Here is a 20,568-nt window from a genome sequence, read left to right on the forward strand (position 1 = left end):
CCGAAGGCCATCCTGTCCCGACCATCCTGTATCACGACGCCAGTCTGCGCGCGTGTGCCGATGCGTTGGCGCAAACCGCCAAGCCGCGGTTGGGCAAGTGGCGCGTGGCAGCGTTGCCGAGTCGGCTGAATGGCGCGCCGGGGACGATCGAGGTCTGGTTGCCACGGCCGGCGTTGTATTCGCAGACGGGTGGGAGCGGGGCAGGGCGTTGACGCTTCTTCGAGGCGTCTGCCATCGCCGCTTGCGCAAGCTGTGTTCCTCGCCGTCATCAAGGGCCGGGATCGCTCCACGGTGGCATATGGTGTTTAGCTGAGCAAGCAACAGCGACGGAAGAGCCGCTGGACAGAGGCATCAGATCGATCGCTGGTTGACCCGCTTGGAAAGTTGCTCGGCGCTCTCCCTTCGTTCGCTGTAGCGGTCCACCAGATAGGCAGCCGAGTCGCGCGTGAGCAAGGTGAACTTCACCAATTCTTCCATTACGTCGACGACTCGCTCGTAGTACGAAGAGGGCTTCATGCGGCCCGCATCGTCAAACTCCATGAACGCCTTCGCGACTGACGACTGGTTCGGGATGGTGACCATGCGCATCCAGCGCCCTAGCACCCGCAGCTGGTTGACGGCATTGAAGGACTGTGATCCGCCCGATACCTCCATCACCGCGAGCGTCTTGCCTTGCGTGGGCCGGACCGCGCCGATGGCCAGAGGAATCCAGTCGATCTGTGCTTTCATGATGCCGGTCATGGCACCGTGTCGCTCGGGCGAGGTCCAAACCATGCCTTCGGACCATTGCGCCAGGTCGCGCAGCTCCTGCACCTTCGGATGGTCTTCTGGCGCGTCGTCCGGCATTGGCAAGCCCCGCGGGTCGAAGATGCGTGCTTCCGCGCCGAGGGCCCGCAGCAAACGTGCAGCTTCCTCGGTCAGCAGCCGGCTGTAGGAGCGCTCGCGCAGCGATCCGTAGAGCAGAAGGATGCGCGGTGCGTGCGTGGAGCGCTCGGTCGGATGCAGCTGCTGCAGATCTGCTCTGTGGAAAAAATCGGCATCGATGTTCGGGAGGTCATGGCTTGTCGACACGCTGCCCCTTCGCGTCGATCACCGCGGCGCCGTCTTCCTTGGCAAACGCTGCCTGCTGCGGCTGCGGCAGGATGGCGAGCACCGCTTCCGAAGGACGGCACAGCCGGGTGCCGAGTGGCGTGACCACGATGGGACGGTTGATAAGGATCGGGTGCTGCAGCATGAAGCCGACGAGCTGCGCATCAGTCCACTTCGAATCACCCAGGCCGAGGTCGTCGTAGGGCGTGCCCTCCTGCCGCAGCACGTCGCGCACTGGCATGTCCATCGCCGCCAACAATTGATCAAGCGTCGCTCGATCAGGTGGATTCGTGAGGTACTCGATCACCTCTGGCTCCTCGCCGGAGTTGCGGATGAGCGCGAGCACGTTGCGGGAAGTACCGCAATCGGGGTTGTGATAGATCGTGATGTGAATCATTGGGTCGGGAGCAAAAGATGGGCGCATTGCTCAGCTCAGGCGCAGAGCGAGTGCGGCCAAAGTCACAAAGAGCACCGGCACGGTCAGCACGAGGCCGACCTTGAAGTAGTAGCCCCAGGAGAGGGTCGTCCCCTTCTTGGCCAGCACATGCAACCAGAGCAGCGTCGCCAGGCTGCCGATGGGCGTGATCTTCGGGCCGAGGTCGCAGCCGATGACGTTGGCATAGACCATGGCTTCTTTCACCACCCCGGTAGCGGTGGAGGCCTCGATCGACAGGGCACCAATCAGCACGGTTGGCATGTTGTTCATCACCGAGGACAGCAGCGCCGTGAGGAAGCCGGTGCCGATTGCCGCGCCCCAGATGCCGCCTTGCCCAAAGATGTTCAGCAGGCCGGCGATGCGGTCGGTCAGGCCCGCGTTGCGCAGGCCGTAGACCACCAGGTACATGCCCAGCGAGAAGACCACGATCTGCCAGGGCGCGTTGCGCAGGACTTTGCGCGTGCTGATCACGTGACCGCGCGCAGCCACGGCAAGCAGCAGCGCAGCAGCGACGGAGGCGACTGCGCTCACCGGCACACCCAGCGGCTCCAGGGCAAAAAACCCGACCAGCAGGAGGACGAGCACGACCCAGCCAGCGCCGATAGTTGCCCGGTCCTTGATCGCGGCGGAGGGCGTCTTGAGCTGCACCACGTCGTAGGTCGCGGGGATGTCACCGCGGAAGTACAGCAGCAGCACGACCAGGCTGGCCAGCACCGAGGCCACGTTGACCGGGACCATCACCGCAGCGTATTCGTCAAAGCCGATCTTGAAGAAATCGGCCGAGACGATGTTCACCAAGTTCGAGACGATCAGCGGCAGGCTGGCGGTGTCGGCGATGAAGCCTGCGGCCATCACGAAGGCAAGCGTCGCGGCCGGCGTGAAGCCGAGGGCGATGAGCATGGCCATGACGATCGGCGTCAGGATCAGCGCGGCGCCGTCGTTGGCGAACAGTGCCGACACCGCCGCGCCGAGCAAGACGATCAAGGCGAAGAGAAGGCGCCCTCGGCCGCCTCCCCAGCGCGCGACGTGCAACGCCGCCCATTCGAAGAAGCCGGCTTCGTCGAGTAGCAGGCTGATGATGATCACAGCCACGAAGGTGGCGGTGGCGTTCCAGACGATGCTCCATACGACGGCGATGTCGTTGAGGTGAACAACACCCAGAACCAGGGCGATCACAGCCCCGAGCGAAGCGCTCCAACCAATGCCCAAGCCCCTCGGCTGCCAGATGACCAGGGTGAGAGTGCAAACGAACAGAAGAACCGCTGTCAGCATGCGCAGACAGCCGTGCTCGATGGAAGGCAGGGTTCGCCTTTACAGCAGTTATCGGTCAGGTAGCCGAGCAGTGCGCTCATCTGATCGAAGGCCGCGCGGTAGATCAGGTTGCGGCCCTGACGTTCTTGGGAAACCAGCCCGGCATGCGTCAGCTCCTTGAGGTGAAACGACAGGCCGGTTGCCGGAACTCCGATGGCCTCTACGAGCGCCCCCGGCGTCAATCCTCCGGGACCAGCGACGACCAGGCAACGGAAAACTTGCAACCGCACGGGTTGGGCCAAGGCGGCAAGAGAGCGAACAACGGCTTCAGAATTCATTATTCAATGATAGTTGAACCATTGAATCGTTTTATGAAGGTTATGCGACGCGGCGCGAGCCCGCTCAAATTCAACGGACTTCGCAATCGACACTGCTGCTTCTTACAGCGGCGGGGGTCGAGGGCCCCGTAGAACTATTGAACGCCGGTGGCGGCGTGAACTGCATGCCGGGATTGCGGGGGAGAACGACTGGTGGTTGCTGGAAGCTCGATGTGTAGCCGAACTGCCCTGCGGAAAATGACTGCGAACCGGCAGGGTTCGTCACATGGATGAGTCCGTCCAACACTTGGAGATAAAGACCGGGCGTAAGAATGGCAGCGCCCGTCGCTGCTGGTGACGGAGCCGTAGTTCTGCCTGTGGCCGTGGGTGGCGCGTACTGGCCTACGAACGTAGTGGCCATGGCCGGCGCAGCGGCACCCAAGGTCGACAGCAGTGCCATCAGGATGAGAGATTTTTTCATGGCTGCAGGATCAGGTTGAGGGTTCCGGCGCCTTGCAGGTCGCCCTTGGAAGTTTTGATCACCGTCGAGCCGGGGCTGCGTTTGCCCAGTGCCCCTGGCGTGCTGATAAAGCCGCCCTGCACCAGTTCGACGATCGAGCGGTCCAGCTGCGGCTGCGCCGGGTCGTAGGCGAAGCGGTTGAGCGAGATCACGGTGTCCGGCTTCATCAGGATCTCGGCGCCGTCGGTGAACTTCACCAGCGCGTACCCCTTGGATTCCGTCGTGAGGGTGTCGCCCTCGCGCACCGTCGAGCCAACGGCCAGCATCTTGGTCGAGCCCTGGGAGCCGCGCGCGACCACCAGACCGGACAGCGTGGTGATGCTGGCGACGATCGGCGCGCTGTCGGCGGTTTGAACGGACTGGGCTTGGGACGGTTGGGCCATGCTCGCTTGCGAGCAGACCGCGGCCAGGATAGACATGGCTGTCAAGCGCGCAGCGAAAAATTTGGCGGTGTTTTTCATAGGGCTTCAGTTGCAGTACATCTTTTTGACGGGCTCGTTTTTCGTGCCGGTTTTGTCGTTTGCGGCTGCAACTTCCTGGGCGACGCTTGTGGAAATGCCCTGGGCGGTTTGTGGCTCGAGGTTGGCGTAAGCGTTCGATGCGACGGTCCTGATCACCTCGTTCATGACCTGCAGGACCGGCACGACCGGCTTTGACGGCGACGGCGGCGACAGCACGATGCAGAGCGCCGAATCAGGCGCGATCGAACAGATGCTGACCGGCTGTTCAACAACTGGCGTCACAGGTGTCGTGACCACCGGCGTTGTGACCACCGGCGTTGTCGGTGCTGTCGTCGCCTTCACCTGCGCCACCGTACTTCCGGATGCGGGGTAGATCACCGACAGCGTGCCGGTCGTCTCCGGGGTGACTACCGGTATCGTGTTGACTTGCGAAAACGTGCCGGTGCGGCCTGAGCTGGCGACCAGGAAGTCGGCCACAGCGCCGTTGGTCGGCATGCCGCCACGCAGGGTCGAGACATTCACCGCGCCCGCGAGTTGCACAGCACCGTTCACATTGAATTGATCGGACGTGGCGTCGGCCAGGCGGATGTTCAACGCACCCATCGGACCCTGCGTGTATTGGCCGTTGAGGGTCAGCGTGCCGATCTGGTCGGAACCGCCAGGCGCAACGACGCCGTTGTTGACCAGCTTGCCGCCTTCGTCGTTGATGTTGATCGTGCCGGTGCCGCGGATCGTTCCTGCGTTGTAGAGGTCCACGCCATTTGTGCTGAGCAGCGTCGCGCTCGAGGCGATCTCGACGGTGCCGGCGTTGGCGTTGGCTTGAGTGAACGCGACGCCGAAAGAGCCGCCTTCGATCTTCAGCACGCCGCCGGCGAGGTTCGTGAGCGGCGCCGGCGTCGTGCCGCTGCCGGTCTTGATGAGCGTGCCCGCGTTGAGCAACTGGCCTTGGTTTCCACCGCTGAACGCACTGGTGCCGGTAGAGTCGACTTTCAGCAGCGCGCCGGCTTCGTTGTTGATCACCGTCGTGGTTGCGAGCTCGAGGCGCGAGCCGTCCCGCACGTCCACGACGCCGCCCGACTTGTTGTTGAAGACCGCGCTCAGATTGAAGGCCAGCACGCTTGGCGAAGCTGGGCCGACGTTGACCGTGCCAAAGTTTTCCCAGGTCGCGCCACTGTCGAGCACCAGGTTCTTGACGACGTTCACCAGGCCGTACGTCGTGAGCTTGTAGCCCGAGCCCCGGATGAACGTGAAAAAGCGATCGGGGTCGTCGCTCAACGTCGGCGCGGTCGCGCCCAGCGTCACGTCGCCCAGCAGGGTCACGTTGCCCGACCACACCATGGCGCCCGCGCCAATGATGTCGACACCGCCGGCCACATTCGAGTCGCTCAGCACCAGCGTGGAGGACGGCGCCACGGTGGCGTGGCCACCCAGGGTGCTTTGGTCAAGAGTGAGCTTGCCGGCGTCGACGATGAGGCGGCCTGTCGGGCCGTTGGTCAACCCCGTGATCTGCTGGGCGCCGGTCGACGTTTTGACGATGTCGCCGTTGTTGATCAGGCTCCCCCCATCGGTGGCGCCGGTCAATGCGAAACCGTTGCTGCCCGACAGGGTGATGCGGCCGGTGTTCGTGAGGCTCGTGGCCGGCTCCATCGGATTGACCAGGTTGATTGAGCCGTTGTTCACGATGTCAATCTGACCGGCATTGTTCCAGGGGCCCTTGAGCGTCTGCTCGGAATCGATCGACACGCGGCCACCCGTTTGCACATTCACCGACGCGGCGTTGATGGACGAACCCGCGCCCAGCGTCGTGGTGCCGCCGGTGATGTTCAGCGTGCCGTTGCCCAGGGCCTCGCCTTGCGAGACGTCGAGGCGACCACCATTCAGGTTCACATTGGCGTTGACTGTGGCCACGTGGCCGCCCTCGCTGGCGCCGCCGAAAAAATTGTTCTTCAGGTCGAGGTCGAGCGCGCCCGAAGTGCTGGTGATGGGCGCGTTGACGGTGACGTCGTTGTGCGCCCTCAGCGTCAACCGGGCGTAGTCGCCCGCGGTCTTGGCGATAGCGGCGTTGACCACGATGTTGCCCACGCCCGCGCCACCGGCACCGGTTACCAGCGACACGCTCGTGCCCTGGTTCAGTTGCGCCGTGATCACGTCGGCCCCGACCGTCGTGCCCGTCTCGGTCGACGTGACGACACCACCGTTGTTCAGGTCCGCCCCACCGCCGCCGGCCACCACCACCAGGTTGCTAGGGTCGATCAGCCATTCGCCGCCCTTGCCCACGATCGGCGCGTGCCTGACGTTCAGGCTGAGGTGCCCAGACGTGTCCACAAATCCACCGGGACCGTTGCTGCCCGTGGCCGAGATGCGCCCGTCGATGTTGGTGTTGTCCGCGGACAGGACCACGTTGCCCCCGGAGGTTCCGTTGGCGCTGATGTCCGACGTCGAGGTTGTCTTCAGGTCGGTGGCGCGCAGGAACACGCGGCCGCCCACGCTTTCGGCGCTGCTCGCGCTGACCGTGCCTGCGTTGGTCACCAGTCCCGCGGCCAGGCCGATGCGGCCGGCGTCGGCGACGATGCGTCCGAGGTTTTTCACATCGCCCTTGGCGCCGGTGAGTTCCACGGTGACACCGGGATGGCCGGTGTCGATCAGCTGCACGTTCTGCGCGGCCGCGAGGATCACTTCCCCCTTGGGCGCGTTCAGCATGCCGCTGTTCTCTACCTTTGGCGCGACCAGGTAGATGCTGCCGCCGCTGGCGGCGTTGATGGTGCCGGCGTTGCGCACTGCGCCGGCACCGCCACCATTTGCTGGCGACGTGAAGTTGAGGCGTCCGGCCAGGAAATCCGTGTCGCTCACGCCCAGCGTGCTGGCAATGAAGCTGCCTACGTCGATGCGCGCGCCTTGCCCCACCAGGATGCCCGACGGGTTGATCAGCCAGATCGCGCCATTCGCCCGGATCTGCCCGTAGATCTGCGACGGGTCACCGCCGGTCACTCGCGCCAGCAGCGCTGCTGCGGCGCCCGGCTGGCGAATGTCGACCAGCGCGCCCGAGCCGACGTTGAAGGTCGAGAAATTGACCAGCGCCTGGTTGGTCGTCTGGTTGATGTTGAGCGTCGTGCCGTTCTGCACGATGGAGGCTTGGCCGCCAACGACGGTGCCGCCCGTGGGCAGTGCGCCCGCTGCGATCTGGGCCAGCGCGCCGCCGGCCCCGCCGGCACAGATGGCCGCGACCACCAGCGGCAGGAAGCGGAGCTTGAAGGATTCGGTATTCATTGGCTGTCTTCCTTTTCAGAACGCGAACATCGCACTCAGATGGGTGCGCCAGTCGCCGCGCTTCTCGATGAACGAACTGCCCGACTCAAGCACGCGGGCCACGTCCAGCCGGACGCTGAAGTCGCGACTCAGGCTGTAGCGCGTGCCTACGCCGGCGCTGGCCACGTTCGTGCTGCTCGGCAAATAGGTGCCCGCGGCCTTGTGGTTGGCGCCGTACCCGGCATCCACGAACGCCAGGCCGCGGAGGTTGCCTGGCAGGCCAAGTCGAGGGCTCAGTTCGGGTGTGTAGAGCTCGGCGCTGAGCACCAGGCCACTGTCGGCAACCACCGCGCGCTCGTCGAAGCCCCGCACCGCGTTCGCGCCGGTGAGGCCGAATTGTTCGCTGGCCACCAGCGGCGTGTCGGTCAGCTGGGCGTTGCCGGCCAGACGCACTTGCCACCCGCCCGGCAAGGCCTGCAGGAAGTTGACGGCGCCGTGCGCGACCACGAAGCCGTCGCGCGTGTCGCGGTTGCCCGGCGTCAGGTACGAGTAGCGGTCGGTGCGGCCGTCCAGGTTGGTGAAGCGCTGGCCGCTGGCCATGTTGCGCGACAGGCCGATGTTGTAGTTGATCGACTGGTCCACGCCCTCGCGCTGAGAGATGTACGTGACGCTGAGCGGTGTCGTCGTGTACGGCACGCACGAGGCCACCGGCGGCGTCGGACCGGTGATGCTGATGGGCTGGCCGTTGACGTCGCAGCGCGAGTCGATGCTCCTGCGGTCGAAGCCGAAGACGATCTTGGCGGTGCTTTCTCCGGTGCGCCCGAGAAAATGGTTGTAGCGGATGCCGACGGTCTCGCCCTTTCCGGTGAGGCCCAGCACGCCGCCGAGCGTGGGCGAGCTCGATGGCGAATTGACGCTCGACCGGCCGTAAACCAGGTCCAGGCTGTCGCCCAGGTTGTACAGCGGGATCCGGTAGCCCACCGAATACACGCCCAGTTTCTGGCCGGACGGGCTGTCGGGCGAAGTCGTGTAGGCCAGCGTGCCCACATGGTCGAGGCCAAACAGGTTGGCATGCTGGATCGCGACGCCGGTGCGCCACTGGCCGCTGCTGGCCGTGCCCGTGTTGTCCACCGTGGCGATGATGCGCAGCTGGTTGTAGTCGACCACGGACACCTTCGCGTCGATCGTGCCGGGCAACGCGCCTTCCGCCATCGACACCGAGATCTGCTTGGCCGGGTTGTCGTTGGCCAACTGGATCGATTCCGAGAGCTCGCCCAGGCGCGGCGGCGCGCCGGTCTTCAGCTTCATGCTCGCGCGGATGTTTTCGGTCGTGAAGTGCTCGTTGCCGACGACGGTGACCGAGGTCACCACGGCCTCGACGACGCTGATCCTGATGGTTCCGCCGACGAGTTCCTGCTCGGGGACAGTCACCTTCACGGCGGTGTAGCCGGCCTGGATGTACACGCCCTCGATGGCGTCCACGGCACGCTGCACGTCGCTGAATTCACGTTGCGCGCCGGTCAGGGGCGCCAGCGCGAGAGCGATTGACTCGCTGGAGACCAGCGTGTTGCCCTCGACCAGATAGCGCGAGATCTCGAATCTTGGTACCGCAGCGGAAGGCGCCGGGTCGGCCGCTTGGACCGCAGAACAGGCAAGCGCGCAAAAGGCCAGCGTCGTCAGTCGCGACGCCAACGGGAAACTGCATGAATTCATCGCATCTTTTACGGATGGCGGCGTGAACGACGGCCGCCGTGATTGTTGAAGTCGCACAAAAGCCAACGCTGGAGCAACCATGAGCCGCGACCCTTGCCTCCCGCCTTCTGACACGTTCAAAGAACCGGCCCCAGCCGTCGGCGTCTTTCCTTGCTCGATAGGAGAACGTGCGAAACCCGTTTTCAGCGCCAACCAGCGCATCTGACGCTAGTAACCAACGGTAACACGCGGGCGCTTGGTTCTGGGCGGTGAAAGCTGTGCAGTGGCTCATGCAGGCCACTGTTCTCACTCGTGTCCGGAAGTCGCCCGGTATTTGATGGGGCTGAGAGAGCCTGGGGAGATCGTGATCCCCTTGTTATCCAACCAAAGGTTTGCGCAAGACCATGTTGCGCCGGGTCACGCGAAAGCCACAGCTTTCATAGAGTCGTGCGGCGTTGTGTGCGTTGTCGGCGTCTACGCCCAACACGGACTCGCTCATGCCAGCATCGCGTTGTGCATGGAGTGCCTTGGCGATAAGGGCGCGCGCCAAGCCACGCCGACGCCATGGTGCGCCGACACTGATAAATTCAGTTTCACCGCGCCGACGGTTCTGTGTCAGGTTCTGCTCTTCATTGATAAAGGGCTTGACCTGTCCGGCCACCCGCCCGCTCTCAACGTGCCATGCCACTTGCCACAGGTGCGGCTGGAAAGTCGGCAGCGTGGTCCAGCGCTCAAAGTCGCCTGGCTTTGGCGGTGCGACGCCCCAGTGTCCATGCAAAGCTTCCATGTGGGCATCGAAGATCGCGCGCAAATGCCATTGCCGGGTTTCGGGTAGTGCGTCTCGATCACGCTGCACAGACGCTCCCAGGGAACGATGCGTTCCATCGTGGAAAGGAACGCGTCGCGGTGCGTAAGTCGACGGTACTGTTCGTACTGCGCGTTCTGGTCACCGGCCATGGCGAGAGTCTGCTGCTTCATGCAATGCGTGATGCAGGCAGCGTGCCAACTCCGGACTTGATCAGCGTTGCCTTAACTCGCGACTCTCTCAAGCCACGCCTTGTACGCAGGGTGTGCGTTAGCAGACTGGTTTTGCATGTGCGCCTGAAGTTCACTCGTCATGCTGAAAGCTCTCCATATGAGCGGGGCCAAGGAGGTGGCCACGCTGTTTGCCTGGATGACCTCACGGAGCAGCTGAAGACTACGTTCCTTGTACTCAGGCAGCACCTGCGACCGGTAGTCGAATGCCTTACCAAGACCGGAGACATACATGAGCTTCGGCACGTCACTCTCGGGCCAGCGCAGGGCCATGTTGAGCGGGTAGTCAAGCATGGCACGTTCGCCCCACAACCCAGATTGCGGCGCGTGATTATCGGCAACCATCGTCAGCATGAAGGCTTGGCCAAGTTCCGCCAGATACACCGGAATGACGTCGGCCGTAGGACGCGGATAGAAAGTATCCAGAGGCTGCTCGCGCTTCAAACCAATGCTGTTCAACAGCCGCGCTTCCAGTGCGAGCACAAGGGCCCCAAGGTCCTCCTGGGACGCATTCCCGTCTTCGCTTGCCTGTTCGGTTCGCGTGCGGCAATTCCAAAGACTCAAGGTTATCTTCCATTGGCCGTCTGCGCTTTCGCCCGTGCAACCGATCTCCCCCGTGACGAAAAACTCCATACCGCTCGGCACGATGTCGAAGAGGGCGTCGCCATCGGACTTGCCTCCTGCTAGGACTGGACCACCGCCTTCCACGATTAGAAAATAGCCGCGCGCGGCATAGTCGCTCCAATAGTGCGCGGCTTCAGCCAAATAGAGCGGAATGGCGCGAGAAAGGCGTCCTAGATCATCTTCACGTTGTGACTCAGCGTGTTGGGTGCCGTCCGTGATCTTTGAAAACGCGAAGAATCCGACCTCTGGCGAGCCGCCGGCCTTCTGGGTGAAGAGCCATTCGGCATCTCGCAACCCGTAATGCCAGATGGGCCGGTCCAAGGTGATGGTTGTGATTTCCAGAGTGCGCTGGTCGACCGGACTACCCGTTGCCGCCTGCTTTCGCATCTCTTGGAAAGCCTGAGCGAACTCATCGAGGTGATGCTTGATGGGCGGGATACCAAGCGCGTACATCCGGGCGAGTAACGCCTCGCCTTCATCGACTTTACTGAGATCCTGGCAGGCGCGCAGCATATTCAGGCCGGTCATCGGGTGGTGCTTGTGTTCGTCGAAGACCGGGCCGATCAGTTCAAAAATCAGTGAAGGCTGGCCGTTATTTCCCAGGTCGCCAGAGACCATCATCAATGCATCGCTGTCGAACAGACCTCCCTCCAGCACTTGGACGTACAAAGCGCGTGCGGCCACGAAGTTGGTGTGCTCCAAATGGTGGCGCGCAAGCCAAAGTTGAGCCAGCCAGCTTCCCGGAAGAGCGGCGGCTGTAGACAGAGCCCGCAGGTAACCAGCTTCGCCATCGCGTTCCTTCTGGATCACCGCCCACCACCCAAGACCATTTCGCTGATTGGGATCGGCTTGAACCGCTTGCCAAAGCGTTTTATCCGCCTGTGCCTGTTCTCCCCGTTCGGCGAAAACCTTGGCCAAATTCGTCAGCAGCGTACCGGTCGCTCCGGCCTTCGCGATACCGGCACGAAGCGTTGCCTCCGCGGCATCCAATTGACCGTTCTTCATAAGAACAATGCCCAGAACAGAGTGGCTGCGTTCAGGGATTGAGTCGATCTCCACCAGGCGTTCGGCGGCAGCCCGAAGGTCGGTCGCAAACCCATCATTGAGTCCCGAAAGGATCAGGCCATAAAGCTCGTTTGCGTCGTTCCACTTCTGCTGCAGATTCGGTAGGAAAATCTTGTCGCGCCATTCCTTGGGTGCAATCTTGACCTCGCGACCATAGGCGTCATACGCGCTAATCAGTTCTCTATTCCCAGTCGACCGCGACGCTTTCGACTCTGCAGGGCTGGCAATGGTACTGACAGACGTCTTGCCGCTCTTTCCGGAAAGAGCCGAAAAAATTCGCTTAAACATAGATGGGTTTTGGAGCGGATGTTGATTAATTGGCGGCGAGGCAAGGCATGCACTCTTGCGTTGGACTTGTACTCGAAAAGACCTCTGCAACGGCCTTAGACCGATTCTCTTGGGAGATCTTGCATTGCTGCGCTTGATTGGTCTTGAGAAAAATCGACTCCGCTGATTGCTCCAGAACCGACGATCGTGATGCAGGAAGAGTTCGAGTCTCTTTCAAAGAAAACCCTGATGCCGCCAGTGATTTTTTCAACGCATTCGACCTAAAGCCGTCCGATCACCGCAGCTTGTCGTTCTTCCAAATCGCAGTACCCAGCTTGTCGGTGACATCCGCGGCAGCACGCTTGGCGGAAAGACCGAAGTTGCCCTTGAATTCGCTGAACTCGGCAATGCCATTTCCTGTTGCCTTTACGCGCGTCACTTCGACACCGGCGGCATCGGTGACCAGGCACGAGATTTCGGTCGAGAAGACAGTGGGTGGCCATGTGAAAGGTGACGGCGAACTCGAGGTGGTCTTGATTTCAGGCGTGAACACCAGGACGGCACCTGAGTCTGCAATCGCCTTGGCATCGGTCGCGGTCTTGACTACGACGACGTCTTGGTAGACGGAACGCAGTGCATCGCGGATCGACTTTTCAAGATCACGATAGGGGTAGTAGCTCACACGATCGCCTCCGCCACCCGGCGTGATGACCTGCTTGGCTCGGTCCGCGTCGTTCATGGCGTAGGCCACCTTCTTCTGAAGCAGCTTTGACTCGATCCGCTCAGGAGCACCGTCGGTGTTCATGACGATAGGGTGCGCGCAGCCGGCCAGAACTGCGACGAATGCGAGTGCGGCGACGATGCGGCCAATTCGAATGATGGACATGATGTTGTTTCTTGCTATGAGTTATTACTTGCCAACAGCGGCGATGAAGAGCGGGTCCGAATAGATCGCGCGCAACATGGTTCTAACGAGATCAGGGTAGGCCGCTTGACCTGCAGGAATCGCGACGATGCCCGCGAAGCTGGAGTCGAAGGTGGTGTTGACCTGGTAGATCTTGTGCAGCCGTTGCTGTGCGTTGCGCGTCACGGTCAACTCGACCTCCATGACGCCGGTGCCGGTCACAAAGCCGCCAACGCTGATTTCATTTTTCAGGATGCGCGAGTCCAGGCGTGTAGCAGCGCTTGAGTCGAAGGACGAAACCTCCTTGAGGTCGCGTATGAGCGCATCTTCGAAATACTTGGCGAAGCTGCCACTCGGTGACAGCAGCGCAGCGCCGCGCAGTGACAGCTTGTTGACGGCCTGGGTGGGGTCTGTCGGCTGCGTCGTCGCTACCGCAACAGTGCCGGGCTTGCTGGCATGAAGGCGGTCAAGCGCTTCGTAGTCAGCTGCGTACGGTGGTGCTTTCAGTTGCGCACACCCCGTCGCGAAAATCGCAAGGGCGCAGATCGCCCCGCAATGTAAACGCAATGTCTTCATTGTTTCCTCCCCGGAAATCGTTATGCCGCGGAGTGTAGTGCGCTGGATGCAATAGGGGTAGTGACTGCGCCCAACTGCCTTGCGTTCAGGAACGCCCGACCCGACGCACCGCATCTTCACCGCGCAGCGCCTTGCCAGCATGCGCCACCACCAGGCACTCCGCGAACAGCTGCGTCGCCCGGGACGGCGTCGGCGACCGGCGCAACAGACTGACGAAACGGCACGCGTAGTGAAAGCGCTTCGGCGCCACTGCCTGCATCTGCCCGCGTTGCACGAATGCCTCCGCGTAGTGGTCCGGTAAAAAGCCGAGGTACTGCCCTGACAGGATGAGCGTCGCGATCGCTTCCTGGTCGAAGCCGGTGGCCTTGCGCGGCAGCCGCGCACGGTGGCTCAGTTCCATGTTGGGCGAGTGGTAGCCCAGGCCGGCGAAAGCGTGGGCGCGCAGCTTGTCCCAGGTGAGGCCGACATGCGACGCGCCGAAGAGCGCGTGGTCGGCGCCGCAATACAGCAGCATCGTTTCACCGAAGAGGTCCGCGTACGCCAGGCTGCCTGAGCTGCGGTGCGAAGGGATGACCCCGATGTGAAAGCGCCCGTCGATGATGCCGCGCTCGATGGCGTTGATGTTCGCGACATGCATGTTCAAACCCACGTCCGGTGCCTTGGCGGAGAAGAGCGCGATGGCCGCACCGATGTGCGCTTGCGGGTTGCTCGCAGTCTTGTCGAAGATCGCCACTTCGAGCTGGCCGCCCATGCGGTGGTGGATGTCGTCGATGCTGTCGCGGAAGGCGTCGACCGATGCCAGCAGCCGCAGCGTTTCGTCGTAGACGCGCTGGCCGTCAGGCGTGAGCGCGAAGCCGGCCCGGCCACGCCGGCACAGGACCATTGCCAGCCGGGTTTCAAGATCCTTGACGTGGCGGCTCACCGTCGAGGTGCCGATGTTGAGCTCCAGCTCCGCCGCCGCCATGCCGCCGCACTCGACCACGCTCTTGAACACCTTGAGCAGCCGCAGGTCGATGTCGCTCAGCTGGCCGAGCACCGCGCGGAATTTGCCGGAAGTGCCGGTCGGTTGCTTTACTTTCATGAATTGCCAAGTGAACAGTGATATCGGGCCATTTGCAAGACTAACGGCTGGCCGAACAATGCGCCATCTCCATCCACCGAGGCCGCGCCGTGCGCGGAGTTGCCAATGCCCGCATCCACCGCCATCCCCGTGATTTCACATGTTCCGACTGCGGCTGTCGCAGCGGTCGAGAGCAGGACGCATTCCGACGCGACCTCGCTCGACGCCTGGTGGATGCCGTACACCGGCAACCGCAACTTCAAGGCCGATCCGCGCATGATCGTGGAGGCCAGGGGCTGCTACTTCACCGATGGCGACGGGCGCAAGGTGTTCGACGGGTTGTCCGGCCTTTGGTGCACCGGGCTCGGCCACGGCCGTCCGGAAATCACCGAAGCGGTGAGCCGCCAGATCGCCAAGCTCGATTACGCGCCGCCGTTCCAGTTCGGGCATCCGCTGGCCTTCGAGCTGGCGAACAAGATCAAGGACCTGATGCCCGCTGGCCTCGATCGCGTGTTCTTCACCAACTCGGGATCGGACGCGGCCGACACCTCGCTCAAGATGGCGCGCGCCTACTGGCGCACCAAGGGCAAGGCCAGCAAGACACGCCTGATCGGCCGCGAGAAGGGCTATCACGGCGTCAACTACGGTGGTATTTCGGTCGGCGGCATCGGCGCCAATCGCAAGCTGTTCGGACAGGGCATAGAGGCCGACCACCTGCCGCACACGCAACTGGCTTCCAATGCCTTCAGCCGCGGCATGCCGACGCAAGGCGCCGAGCTGGCCGACCGCCTGCTCGACCTCATCACGCTGCACGACGCGTCGAACATTGCCGCCGTGATCGTCGAGCCGATGTCGGGCTCTGCCGGCGTCGTGGTGCCGCCGCAGGGCTACCTGCAGCGCCTGCGCGGCATCTGCACGGCGCACGACATCCTGCTGATATTCGACGAGGTCATCACCGGCTTCGGCCGCTGCGGTGCGATGACCGGTGCCGAGGCTTTCGGCGTCGTGCCGGACATCATGAACATCGCCAAGCAGGTCACCAACGGCGCGCAACCGATGGGCGCCGTCATCGCCAAGACCGAGATATACGACACCTTCATGGACGCCGGTGGGCTCGAGTACATGATCGAGTTCCCGCACGGCTACACCTACTCGGCGCATCCCGTGGCGTGCGCTGCCGGCATCGCCGCGCTGGACGTTTTGGTGTCCGAAGACATGGTCGGGCGCGTGCAGGCACTCGCGCCGTACTTCGAGAACGCGGTGCACAGCCTGAAGGGCAGCAAGCATGTGGTGGACATCCGCAACTACGGCTTGGCGGCCGGCTTCACGCTGGCGGCATTGCCCGGCGAGCCGGCGCGGCGGCCGTATGAAGTGGCCATGGCGTGCTGGAAAAAGGGCTTCTACGTGCGCTACGGCGGCGACACGATTCAATTGGCGCCGGCGTTTGTTGCCGAGCCGGCGGAGATCGACCGCATGGTCAACGCGCTGGGTGATGCGCTGGCCGAGACGGCTTGACAGACCGTCTTTTCAAAGTTGATTTTCGGCGCCGTCCGCAAAGACGGCGTCGATCAGCGAGTCGACGAAGGCTTTGCTCAATGCCCTGAGGCCAAACTGGAAGCGGTACCAGATCGTGCCGTAGATCTGGTCGTATAACGCCTCGGCCGGGCGCGGAGACAAGATGCTGCCATCGGCTTGGCCGCGCCGGATCACGCTGACACCCAGCTTGCGCCGGATGCTCAGATACCGTTCGACGAACACGGCAGAGTTCCCGTTTTCCGCCATGCATTCGGCCAGCACCGCCATCTGCACGCGGCCCAAATCGCCTTGCAAGGCGGTGACATAACTCTGCGCATGCGCCCTGATGGCCTTGGCCGGTGGCTCTGTTTCCGACAGGGGGAGTAGCAGCGTTGCCTGACGCATGTAGGCATCGATGAGCAGTTGCAGCCGGCCGTCCCACCACTTGTAAACGGTCATCTTCGAGACGCCGGATTCAGCGCAGATCGCCTGGATGGTCGCGCCGCGCAGGCCGCCCGATGCACACAGCCGGTACGCAGCTTCGAGCACCGCCGTGGCGGCGAGTTCAGAACGGGGTCTACCGCGAGGCTTGGCAAGGGGTTGGGGCATGCGGGCGTCCTGAAGCGTCGGTGGATGCAGCGCCGTTCATGCAGCGCTTGGAATAGCGACCCGATGTTATCGGCTGCGTCGTCGTCGATGTCGGCGGGGAATGCACCAAAGCCGCTCGCGACGGCTCTCAAAGTCCGCCTAAATCCGGCATGTTTGTTGCGTAGATAGTTACTGTACGACGCGTATAGTTAATGCGATCTGTGCAATGCACGAGTCGCCCAAACCAATCGGATAAACATGAAAAAAGACTTTGCATCGGCAGCTGTCGCGAGCGACAGCGAAGTCTTTCAGGCCGGCAACGTCGTACTGCAGTCCGGCCGCACCTTCCGCAACATGGCGATCGTCTACAAGACCTTCGGCACGCTGAACGCCGACCGCTCGAACGTGATCGTCTACCCGACGTCGTACAGCGCGCAGCACCACGACACGCAGTTCATGGTGAGCGAGGGCGGTGCACTCGATCCGTCGAAATACTTCATCGTGATCCCCAACCTGTTCGGCAACGGCCTGTCGAGCTCACCCTCGAACACGCCCTGGCCGGACGTCGGCACGCGCTATCCCGATGTGACGTACTTCGACGCGGTGCACGTGCAACGGCGCATGCTCGCCGAGCTCTGGGGCATCGACAAGGTGGCGCTGGTGTATGGCTGGTCGATGGGCGCGATGCAGGCGTATCACTGGGCCGCGTTGTTCCCGGACGCGGTCGAGCGCATCGCGGTGGTCTGCGGATCGGCCCGCTGCGCACCGCACAACAAGGTGTTTATCGAAGGCGCGATGCACGCGCTGATGGCCGACCCGGCTTACCGAGACGGCGTATTCACCGAGCGGCCGGTGCGCGGCTTTCGCGCCATGGGCCGGGTCTACGCCGGCTGGGCACTGTCGCAGACCTTCTACCGCGAAGAGATGTGGCGCGGGCTGGGCGCCTCGTCGCTCGAAGACTATCTGGTCACGTCGTGGGAGAGCACCTTCGCGCGCCGCGACCCGGCCGATCTGCTGGCGCAGTTCCGCACCTGGCAAAGCGGCGACATCAGCGCCAACGACCTGTATGGCGGTGATTTGAAGAAGGCGCTCGGCGCCATCCGCGCCCGCGTGCTGCTGATGCCCGGCGACCACGACCTGTACTTCCAGGTCGACGACAACCGCGCCGAGATGGCGCACCTGCGCAATGCCGAGCTCGCACCGATTCCGTCGGTGTGGGGCCATCGCGCAGGCAACCCGGTGAACCAGCCGGAGGACCGGGCTTTCATCGAAACCCGCGTCAAGACGCTGCTTGCGACATGACCTCTTCCATCCACATCGATCTCGACACCGCCGCTCCCGACCAGGCCACGAACACCGCCGAACCTCGCACCGCTCGCAAGCCCGCCACTTTCCGCGTCAGCGCGAAAGAGCTGAAGGCGCTGGCTGTGCGTTCCGACGCTGCCGCCGTGCGCCGCGCCGCCGGCCACCTGGGCGCCATCGCGCTCGGCGGCTTCGCGCTGTGGCATGCGCTCGGCACCGTATGGGCCGTCCCGCTCACGCTGCTGCAGGGCTACTTCATCGCCTTCCTGTTCACGGCGGTCCATGAAACTGCGCATCAGACTGCTTTCAAGACACGCACCGGCAACTACCTGCTCGGGCACTTTGCCGGCTTCGCGATCTTCCTGCCCTACGAGTACTACCGCGCCTACCACTGGGTGCACCACCGTCACACGCAAGACCCGGCGCTGGACCCCGAACTCGCGACGCCGTTGCCGCACACCCGTCCTGGCATCGCATGGCTGTGGACCGGCATGCCGATTTGGATCGGCCGGGCCCGACTGCTGTTCGTCCATGGCGTGTTGGGCAAGGTCAGCGTACCGTGGGTGCCCGAGGACAAGCGACCGTTGATCGTGCGCGAGGCGCGTTGCTACCTCGCAGGCTACGCAGTGGTGATTGCCGTCTCTCTGGCGGCCGGATCGCTGGCCGCGCTCTGGTTGTGGATCGTTCCGCTGGCGGTCGGCCAGTTGTTCCTGCGCCCCTACCTGCTGGCCGAGCACACCGGCTGCGCGCATTCGCCCGACATGCTGGAGAACACGCGCACCACCTATACCAACCGCTTCGTGCATTTCTTTGCCTGGAACATGCCGTTCCATGTCGAGCACCACGCCTACCCCGCCGTGCCTTTTCATGCGCTGCCCCGGCTCAATGCGCTGCTGGCCGCGCACATCACTCACACTGTCGATGGCTACCCTGCGGCCACTGTCGACGTGCTGCGCCATCTCCGTTCGCTTCCCGCCTCGTCTCCATCAACCCCCGAAAGAAAACTTCCATGAATGCACACAAAAGAGGCCTGCTCGTGCGGCTGCTCCTTGCCGGCGCAAGCATCTTTCTCACGCAGCTGCCGGGGGTGGCCCTGGCGCAAGACAAGCCGGTGTCGGGCGGAACGCTCAACATGCTGGTGCAGCCCGAACCGCCGTCGCTGATGCTGGGCCTCAACCAACTCGGCCCGACGCAATTCGCGGCCAGCAAGATCTACCAATCCCTGCTGACGTACGGGCCCGACCTGAAGCCGCTGCCTTCGCTCGCCACCTCGTGGACCATCTCGCCCGACAATTTGACCTACACCTTCGTGCTGCAGAAGAACGTCAAATGGCACGACGGCAAGCCTTTCAGCTCCGCCGACGTGGTGTTCTCCGCCGACAAGTTCCTGCGTGAGACGCACCCGCGCCTGCGCGCGCTGATGAACCAGCGCGTGGAATCGGTCAAGGCCGATGGCGACGACAAGGTGGTGTTCAGGCTCAAGGAACCGTTCAACCCGTTTATCTATGCCTTCGAGGTGTCGACGATGCCGATCGTGCCCAAGCACATCTACGACGGCACCGACTACCGCACCAACCCGGCCAACAACACGCCCATCGGCACCGGCCCCTTCAAGCTGAAGGAGTGGAAGCGCGGCTCGTACATCCACCTGGTCAAGAACCCCGACTACTACAAGCCCGGCCTGCCTTACCTCGACGAGATCTACCTGCGCGTGATCCCCGACGCGGCCTCGCGTGCGGTGGCCTTCGAGCGCGGCACGGTCGACGTGCTGCGTGGCGGCGACGTCGAAAACTTCGAAGTGCGACGCTTGCAGAAGCTGCCCGATGTCGGTGTGACAACCGCCGGCTGGGAAATGTTCTCGCCCAACCTGTGGCTGCAGATGAACCTGCGCAAGCCGCCGTTCGACAAGAAGGAAGTGCGCCAGGCCATCATGTATGCAATGGACCGCAACTTCGTTCTGAAGAACATCTTCTTCAACGTCGGCAAGGTCGCGACCGGCCCGATCGCGTCGACCACGCTCTACTACGACAAGAACGTCCCGAGCTACAACTACGACATGGCCAAGGCCAAAAAGATGCTGGCCGACGCGGGCGTGAAGCCGGGTGACTACACCATCAAGGTGCTGCCCATTCCCTACGGCTCGGTCTGGGACCGGCTGGGTGAATACACCAAGCAGCAACTGGAGCAGCTCGGCTTCAAGGTCAGCATCGAGGCGACCGACCCGGCCGGTTGGTCGAAGAAGGTGTCGGACTTCGACTTCGACCTGACGATGAACTTCCTCTACCAGTACGCCGACCCGGCCATCGGCGTGACGCGCAACTACGTCAGCACCAACATCATCAAGGGCACGCCCTTCGGCAACAACCACGGCTACAACAACCCCGAAGTCGACCGCCTGTTGGGCGCTGCGCCCCTGCTCAAGAGTGCCGACGCCCGCCAGCGCATGTACTCGGAAGCGCAACGCATCCTGGTCGACGACGTGGCGGTGGGCTACCTGATCGAAATGCAGTACGCCACGCTCTACCGCAACAAGGTGCATAACCTGGTGACGACCGGCATCGGCCTGAACGAGTCGCTCGACAACGTCTGGATTTCGAAGTAACGCTCGCCTGCAGGTCGG

19 protein-coding genes and 1 pseudogene are annotated in these 20,568 nt (G+C 63.1%); 5 read left to right on the forward strand and 15 right to left on the reverse strand.

The window, feature by feature from the left end:
• Positions 1-212: hypothetical protein (locus tag QN397_RS20690; RefSeq protein WP_323501800.1), on the forward strand; the 212-nt coding region annotated here is incomplete at its 5' end.
• 139 nt (positions 213-351) lie between these two features.
• On the opposite strand, the gene arsH is transcribed toward QN397_RS20690, so the two are convergent.
• From arsH to QN397_RS20760, 14 genes and pseudogenes are all read right to left on the reverse strand, one after another.
• Positions 352-1,071, reverse strand: coding sequence for an arsenical resistance protein ArsH (gene arsH, locus QN397_RS20695; RefSeq protein ID WP_323501801.1), 720 nt, complete (start codon positions 1,069-1,071; stop codon positions 352-354).
• Positions 1,055-1,486: an arsenate reductase (glutaredoxin) gene (gene arsC / locus QN397_RS20700; RefSeq protein WP_323501828.1), complete on the reverse strand. Its 432-nt coding sequence runs from the start codon at positions 1,484-1,486 to the stop codon at positions 1,055-1,057. Before arsC ends, arsH begins: the two co-directional genes overlap by 17 nt.
• 30 nt (positions 1,487-1,516) lie before the next feature.
• Positions 1,517-2,797, reverse strand: coding sequence for an arsenic transporter (locus QN397_RS20705; RefSeq protein WP_323501802.1), 1,281 nt, complete (start codon positions 2,795-2,797; stop codon positions 1,517-1,519).
• Complete coding sequence (locus QN397_RS20710) at positions 2,791-3,114, reverse strand: metalloregulator ArsR/SmtB family transcription factor (protein ID WP_323501803.1); 324 nt, start codon at positions 3,112-3,114, stop codon at positions 2,791-2,793. The genes QN397_RS20705 and QN397_RS20710 overlap by 7 nt, the downstream gene beginning before the upstream one ends.
• 70 nt (positions 3,115-3,184) lie before the next feature.
• Positions 3,185-3,574 carry a hypothetical protein gene (locus QN397_RS20715; protein WP_323496132.1) on the reverse strand — a complete coding sequence of 130 codons (390 nt, stop codon included), beginning with the start codon at positions 3,572-3,574 and terminating at the stop codon, positions 3,185-3,187.
• Positions 3,571-3,996, reverse strand: a complete 426-nt coding sequence (locus tag QN397_RS20720) for a hypothetical protein (RefSeq protein ID WP_323501804.1) — start codon at positions 3,994-3,996, stop codon at positions 3,571-3,573. Before QN397_RS20720 ends, QN397_RS20715 begins: the two co-directional genes overlap by 4 nt.
• Positions 3,997-4,080: 84 nt before the next feature.
• Positions 4,081-7,341: a filamentous hemagglutinin N-terminal domain-containing protein gene (locus QN397_RS20725; RefSeq protein WP_323501805.1), complete on the reverse strand. Its 3,261-nt coding sequence runs from the start codon at positions 7,339-7,341 to the stop codon at positions 4,081-4,083.
• A 15-nt stretch (positions 7,342-7,356) separates the two neighbouring features.
• Positions 7,357-9,033, reverse strand: a complete 1,677-nt coding sequence (locus tag QN397_RS20730; protein WP_323501806.1) for a ShlB/FhaC/HecB family hemolysin secretion/activation protein — start codon at positions 9,031-9,033, stop codon at positions 7,357-7,359.
• A 355-nt stretch (positions 9,034-9,388) separates the two neighbouring features.
• Positions 9,389-9,823 carry a GNAT family N-acetyltransferase gene (locus QN397_RS20735; protein WP_323501807.1) on the reverse strand — a complete coding sequence of 145 codons (435 nt, stop codon included), beginning with the start codon at positions 9,821-9,823 and terminating at the stop codon, positions 9,389-9,391.
• Between the two features lie 2 nt (positions 9,824-9,825).
• Positions 9,826-9,990 (reverse strand): annotated as a pseudogene (locus tag QN397_RS20740) (IS5/IS1182 family transposase); the annotation flags it as partial.
• Positions 9,991-10,041: 51 nt separating this feature from the next.
• Entirely contained in the window at positions 10,042-12,024 is a 1,983-nt protein-coding gene (locus tag QN397_RS20745; protein ID WP_323501808.1) for a hypothetical protein, read from the reverse strand.
• 274 nt (positions 12,025-12,298) lie between these two features.
• A complete protein-coding gene (locus QN397_RS20750) occupies positions 12,299-12,889 on the reverse strand; it encodes a hypothetical protein (RefSeq protein ID WP_323501809.1) in 591 nt (196 codons plus the stop codon).
• 24 nt (positions 12,890-12,913) lie between these two features.
• Positions 12,914-13,624, reverse strand: a complete 711-nt coding sequence (locus QN397_RS20755) for a hypothetical protein (protein ID WP_323501810.1) — start codon at positions 13,622-13,624, stop codon at positions 12,914-12,916.
• Positions 13,569-14,564: a LysR family transcriptional regulator gene (locus QN397_RS20760; RefSeq protein ID WP_323501811.1), complete on the reverse strand. Its 996-nt coding sequence runs from the start codon at positions 14,562-14,564 to the stop codon at positions 13,569-13,571. The genes QN397_RS20755 and QN397_RS20760 overlap by 56 nt, the downstream gene beginning before the upstream one ends.
• 105 nt (positions 14,565-14,669) lie before the next feature.
• Here QN397_RS20760 and QN397_RS20765 point away from each other — a divergent pair, with 105 nt between their 5' ends.
• Entirely contained in the window at positions 14,670-16,058 is a 1,389-nt protein-coding gene (locus QN397_RS20765) for an aspartate aminotransferase family protein (protein WP_323501812.1), read from the forward strand.
• Positions 16,059-16,070: 12 nt separating this feature from the next.
• Here QN397_RS20765 and QN397_RS20770 read toward each other — a convergent pair whose 3' ends face one another.
• Positions 16,071-16,667: a TetR/AcrR family transcriptional regulator gene (locus QN397_RS20770; RefSeq protein ID WP_323501813.1), complete on the reverse strand. Its 597-nt coding sequence runs from the start codon at positions 16,665-16,667 to the stop codon at positions 16,071-16,073.
• A gap of 237 nt (positions 16,668-16,904) precedes the next feature.
• Here QN397_RS20770 and QN397_RS20775 point away from each other — a divergent pair, with 237 nt between their 5' ends.
• The 3 genes from QN397_RS20775 to QN397_RS20785 are packed head-to-tail and all read left to right on the forward strand — an operon-like array spanning position 16,905 to position 20,550.
• Positions 16,905-17,948: an alpha/beta fold hydrolase gene (locus tag QN397_RS20775; protein WP_323501814.1), complete on the forward strand. Its 1,044-nt coding sequence runs from the start codon at positions 16,905-16,907 to the stop codon at positions 17,946-17,948.
• Entirely contained in the window at positions 17,945-18,961 is a 1,017-nt protein-coding gene (locus QN397_RS20780) for a fatty acid desaturase (RefSeq protein WP_323501815.1), read from the forward strand. Before QN397_RS20775 ends, QN397_RS20780 begins: the two co-directional genes overlap by 4 nt.
• Complete coding sequence (locus QN397_RS20785) at positions 18,958-20,550, forward strand: ABC transporter substrate-binding protein (protein ID WP_187051435.1); 1,593 nt, start codon at positions 18,958-18,960, stop codon at positions 20,548-20,550. Before QN397_RS20780 ends, QN397_RS20785 begins: the two co-directional genes overlap by 4 nt.
• The last annotated feature ends 18 nt before the right edge of the window (positions 20,551-20,568 follow it).

It is taken from the genome of Variovorax sp. RTB1, from assembly GCF_035018765.1.
Taxonomy (GTDB): Bacteria; Pseudomonadota; Gammaproteobacteria; order Burkholderiales; family Burkholderiaceae_C; genus Variovorax.

Excerpts from the sequence above, each read along its gene's own strand:
- arsC (WP_323501828.1), bottom strand. The coding sequence starts at position 1,486 with ATGATTCACATCACGATCTATCACAACCCCGATTGCGGTACTTCCCGC.
- QN397_RS20705 (WP_323501802.1), bottom strand. The coding sequence starts at position 2,797 with ATGCTGACAGCGGTTCTTCTGTTCGTTTGCACTCTCACCCTGGTCATC.
- QN397_RS20710 (WP_323501803.1), bottom strand. The coding sequence starts at position 3,114 with ATGAATTCTGAAGCCGTTGTTCGCTCTCTTGCCGCCTTGGCCCAACCC.
- QN397_RS20715 (WP_323496132.1), bottom strand. The coding sequence starts at position 3,574 with ATGAAAAAATCTCTCATCCTGATGGCACTGCTGTCGACCTTGGGTGCC.
- QN397_RS20720 (WP_323501804.1), bottom strand. The coding sequence starts at position 3,996 with ATGGCCCAACCGTCCCAAGCCCAGTCCGTTCAAACCGCCGACAGCGCG.
- QN397_RS20725 (WP_323501805.1), bottom strand. The coding sequence starts at position 7,341 with ATGAATACCGAATCCTTCAAGCTCCGCTTCCTGCCGCTGGTGGTCGCG.
- QN397_RS20730 (WP_323501806.1), bottom strand. The coding sequence starts at position 9,033 with ATGAATTCATGCAGTTTCCCGTTGGCGTCGCGACTGACGACGCTGGCC.
- QN397_RS20745 (WP_323501808.1), bottom strand. The coding sequence starts at position 12,024 with ATGTTTAAGCGAATTTTTTCGGCTCTTTCCGGAAAGAGCGGCAAGACG.
- QN397_RS20750 (WP_323501809.1), bottom strand. The coding sequence starts at position 12,889 with ATGTCCATCATTCGAATTGGCCGCATCGTCGCCGCACTCGCATTCGTC.
- QN397_RS20755 (WP_323501810.1), bottom strand. The coding sequence starts at position 13,624 with ATGCTGGCAAGGCGCTGCGCGGTGAAGATGCGGTGCGTCGGGTCGGGC.
- QN397_RS20760 (WP_323501811.1), bottom strand. The coding sequence starts at position 14,564 with ATGAAAGTAAAGCAACCGACCGGCACTTCCGGCAAATTCCGCGCGGTG.
- QN397_RS20765 (WP_323501812.1), top strand. The coding sequence starts at position 14,670 with ATGCCCGCATCCACCGCCATCCCCGTGATTTCACATGTTCCGACTGCG.
- QN397_RS20770 (WP_323501813.1), bottom strand. The coding sequence starts at position 16,667 with ATGCCCCAACCCCTTGCCAAGCCTCGCGGTAGACCCCGTTCTGAACTC.
- QN397_RS20775 (WP_323501814.1), top strand. The coding sequence starts at position 16,905 with ATGAAAAAAGACTTTGCATCGGCAGCTGTCGCGAGCGACAGCGAAGTC.
- QN397_RS20780 (WP_323501815.1), top strand. The coding sequence starts at position 17,945 with ATGACCTCTTCCATCCACATCGATCTCGACACCGCCGCTCCCGACCAG.
- QN397_RS20785 (WP_187051435.1), top strand. The coding sequence starts at position 18,958 with ATGAATGCACACAAAAGAGGCCTGCTCGTGCGGCTGCTCCTTGCCGGC.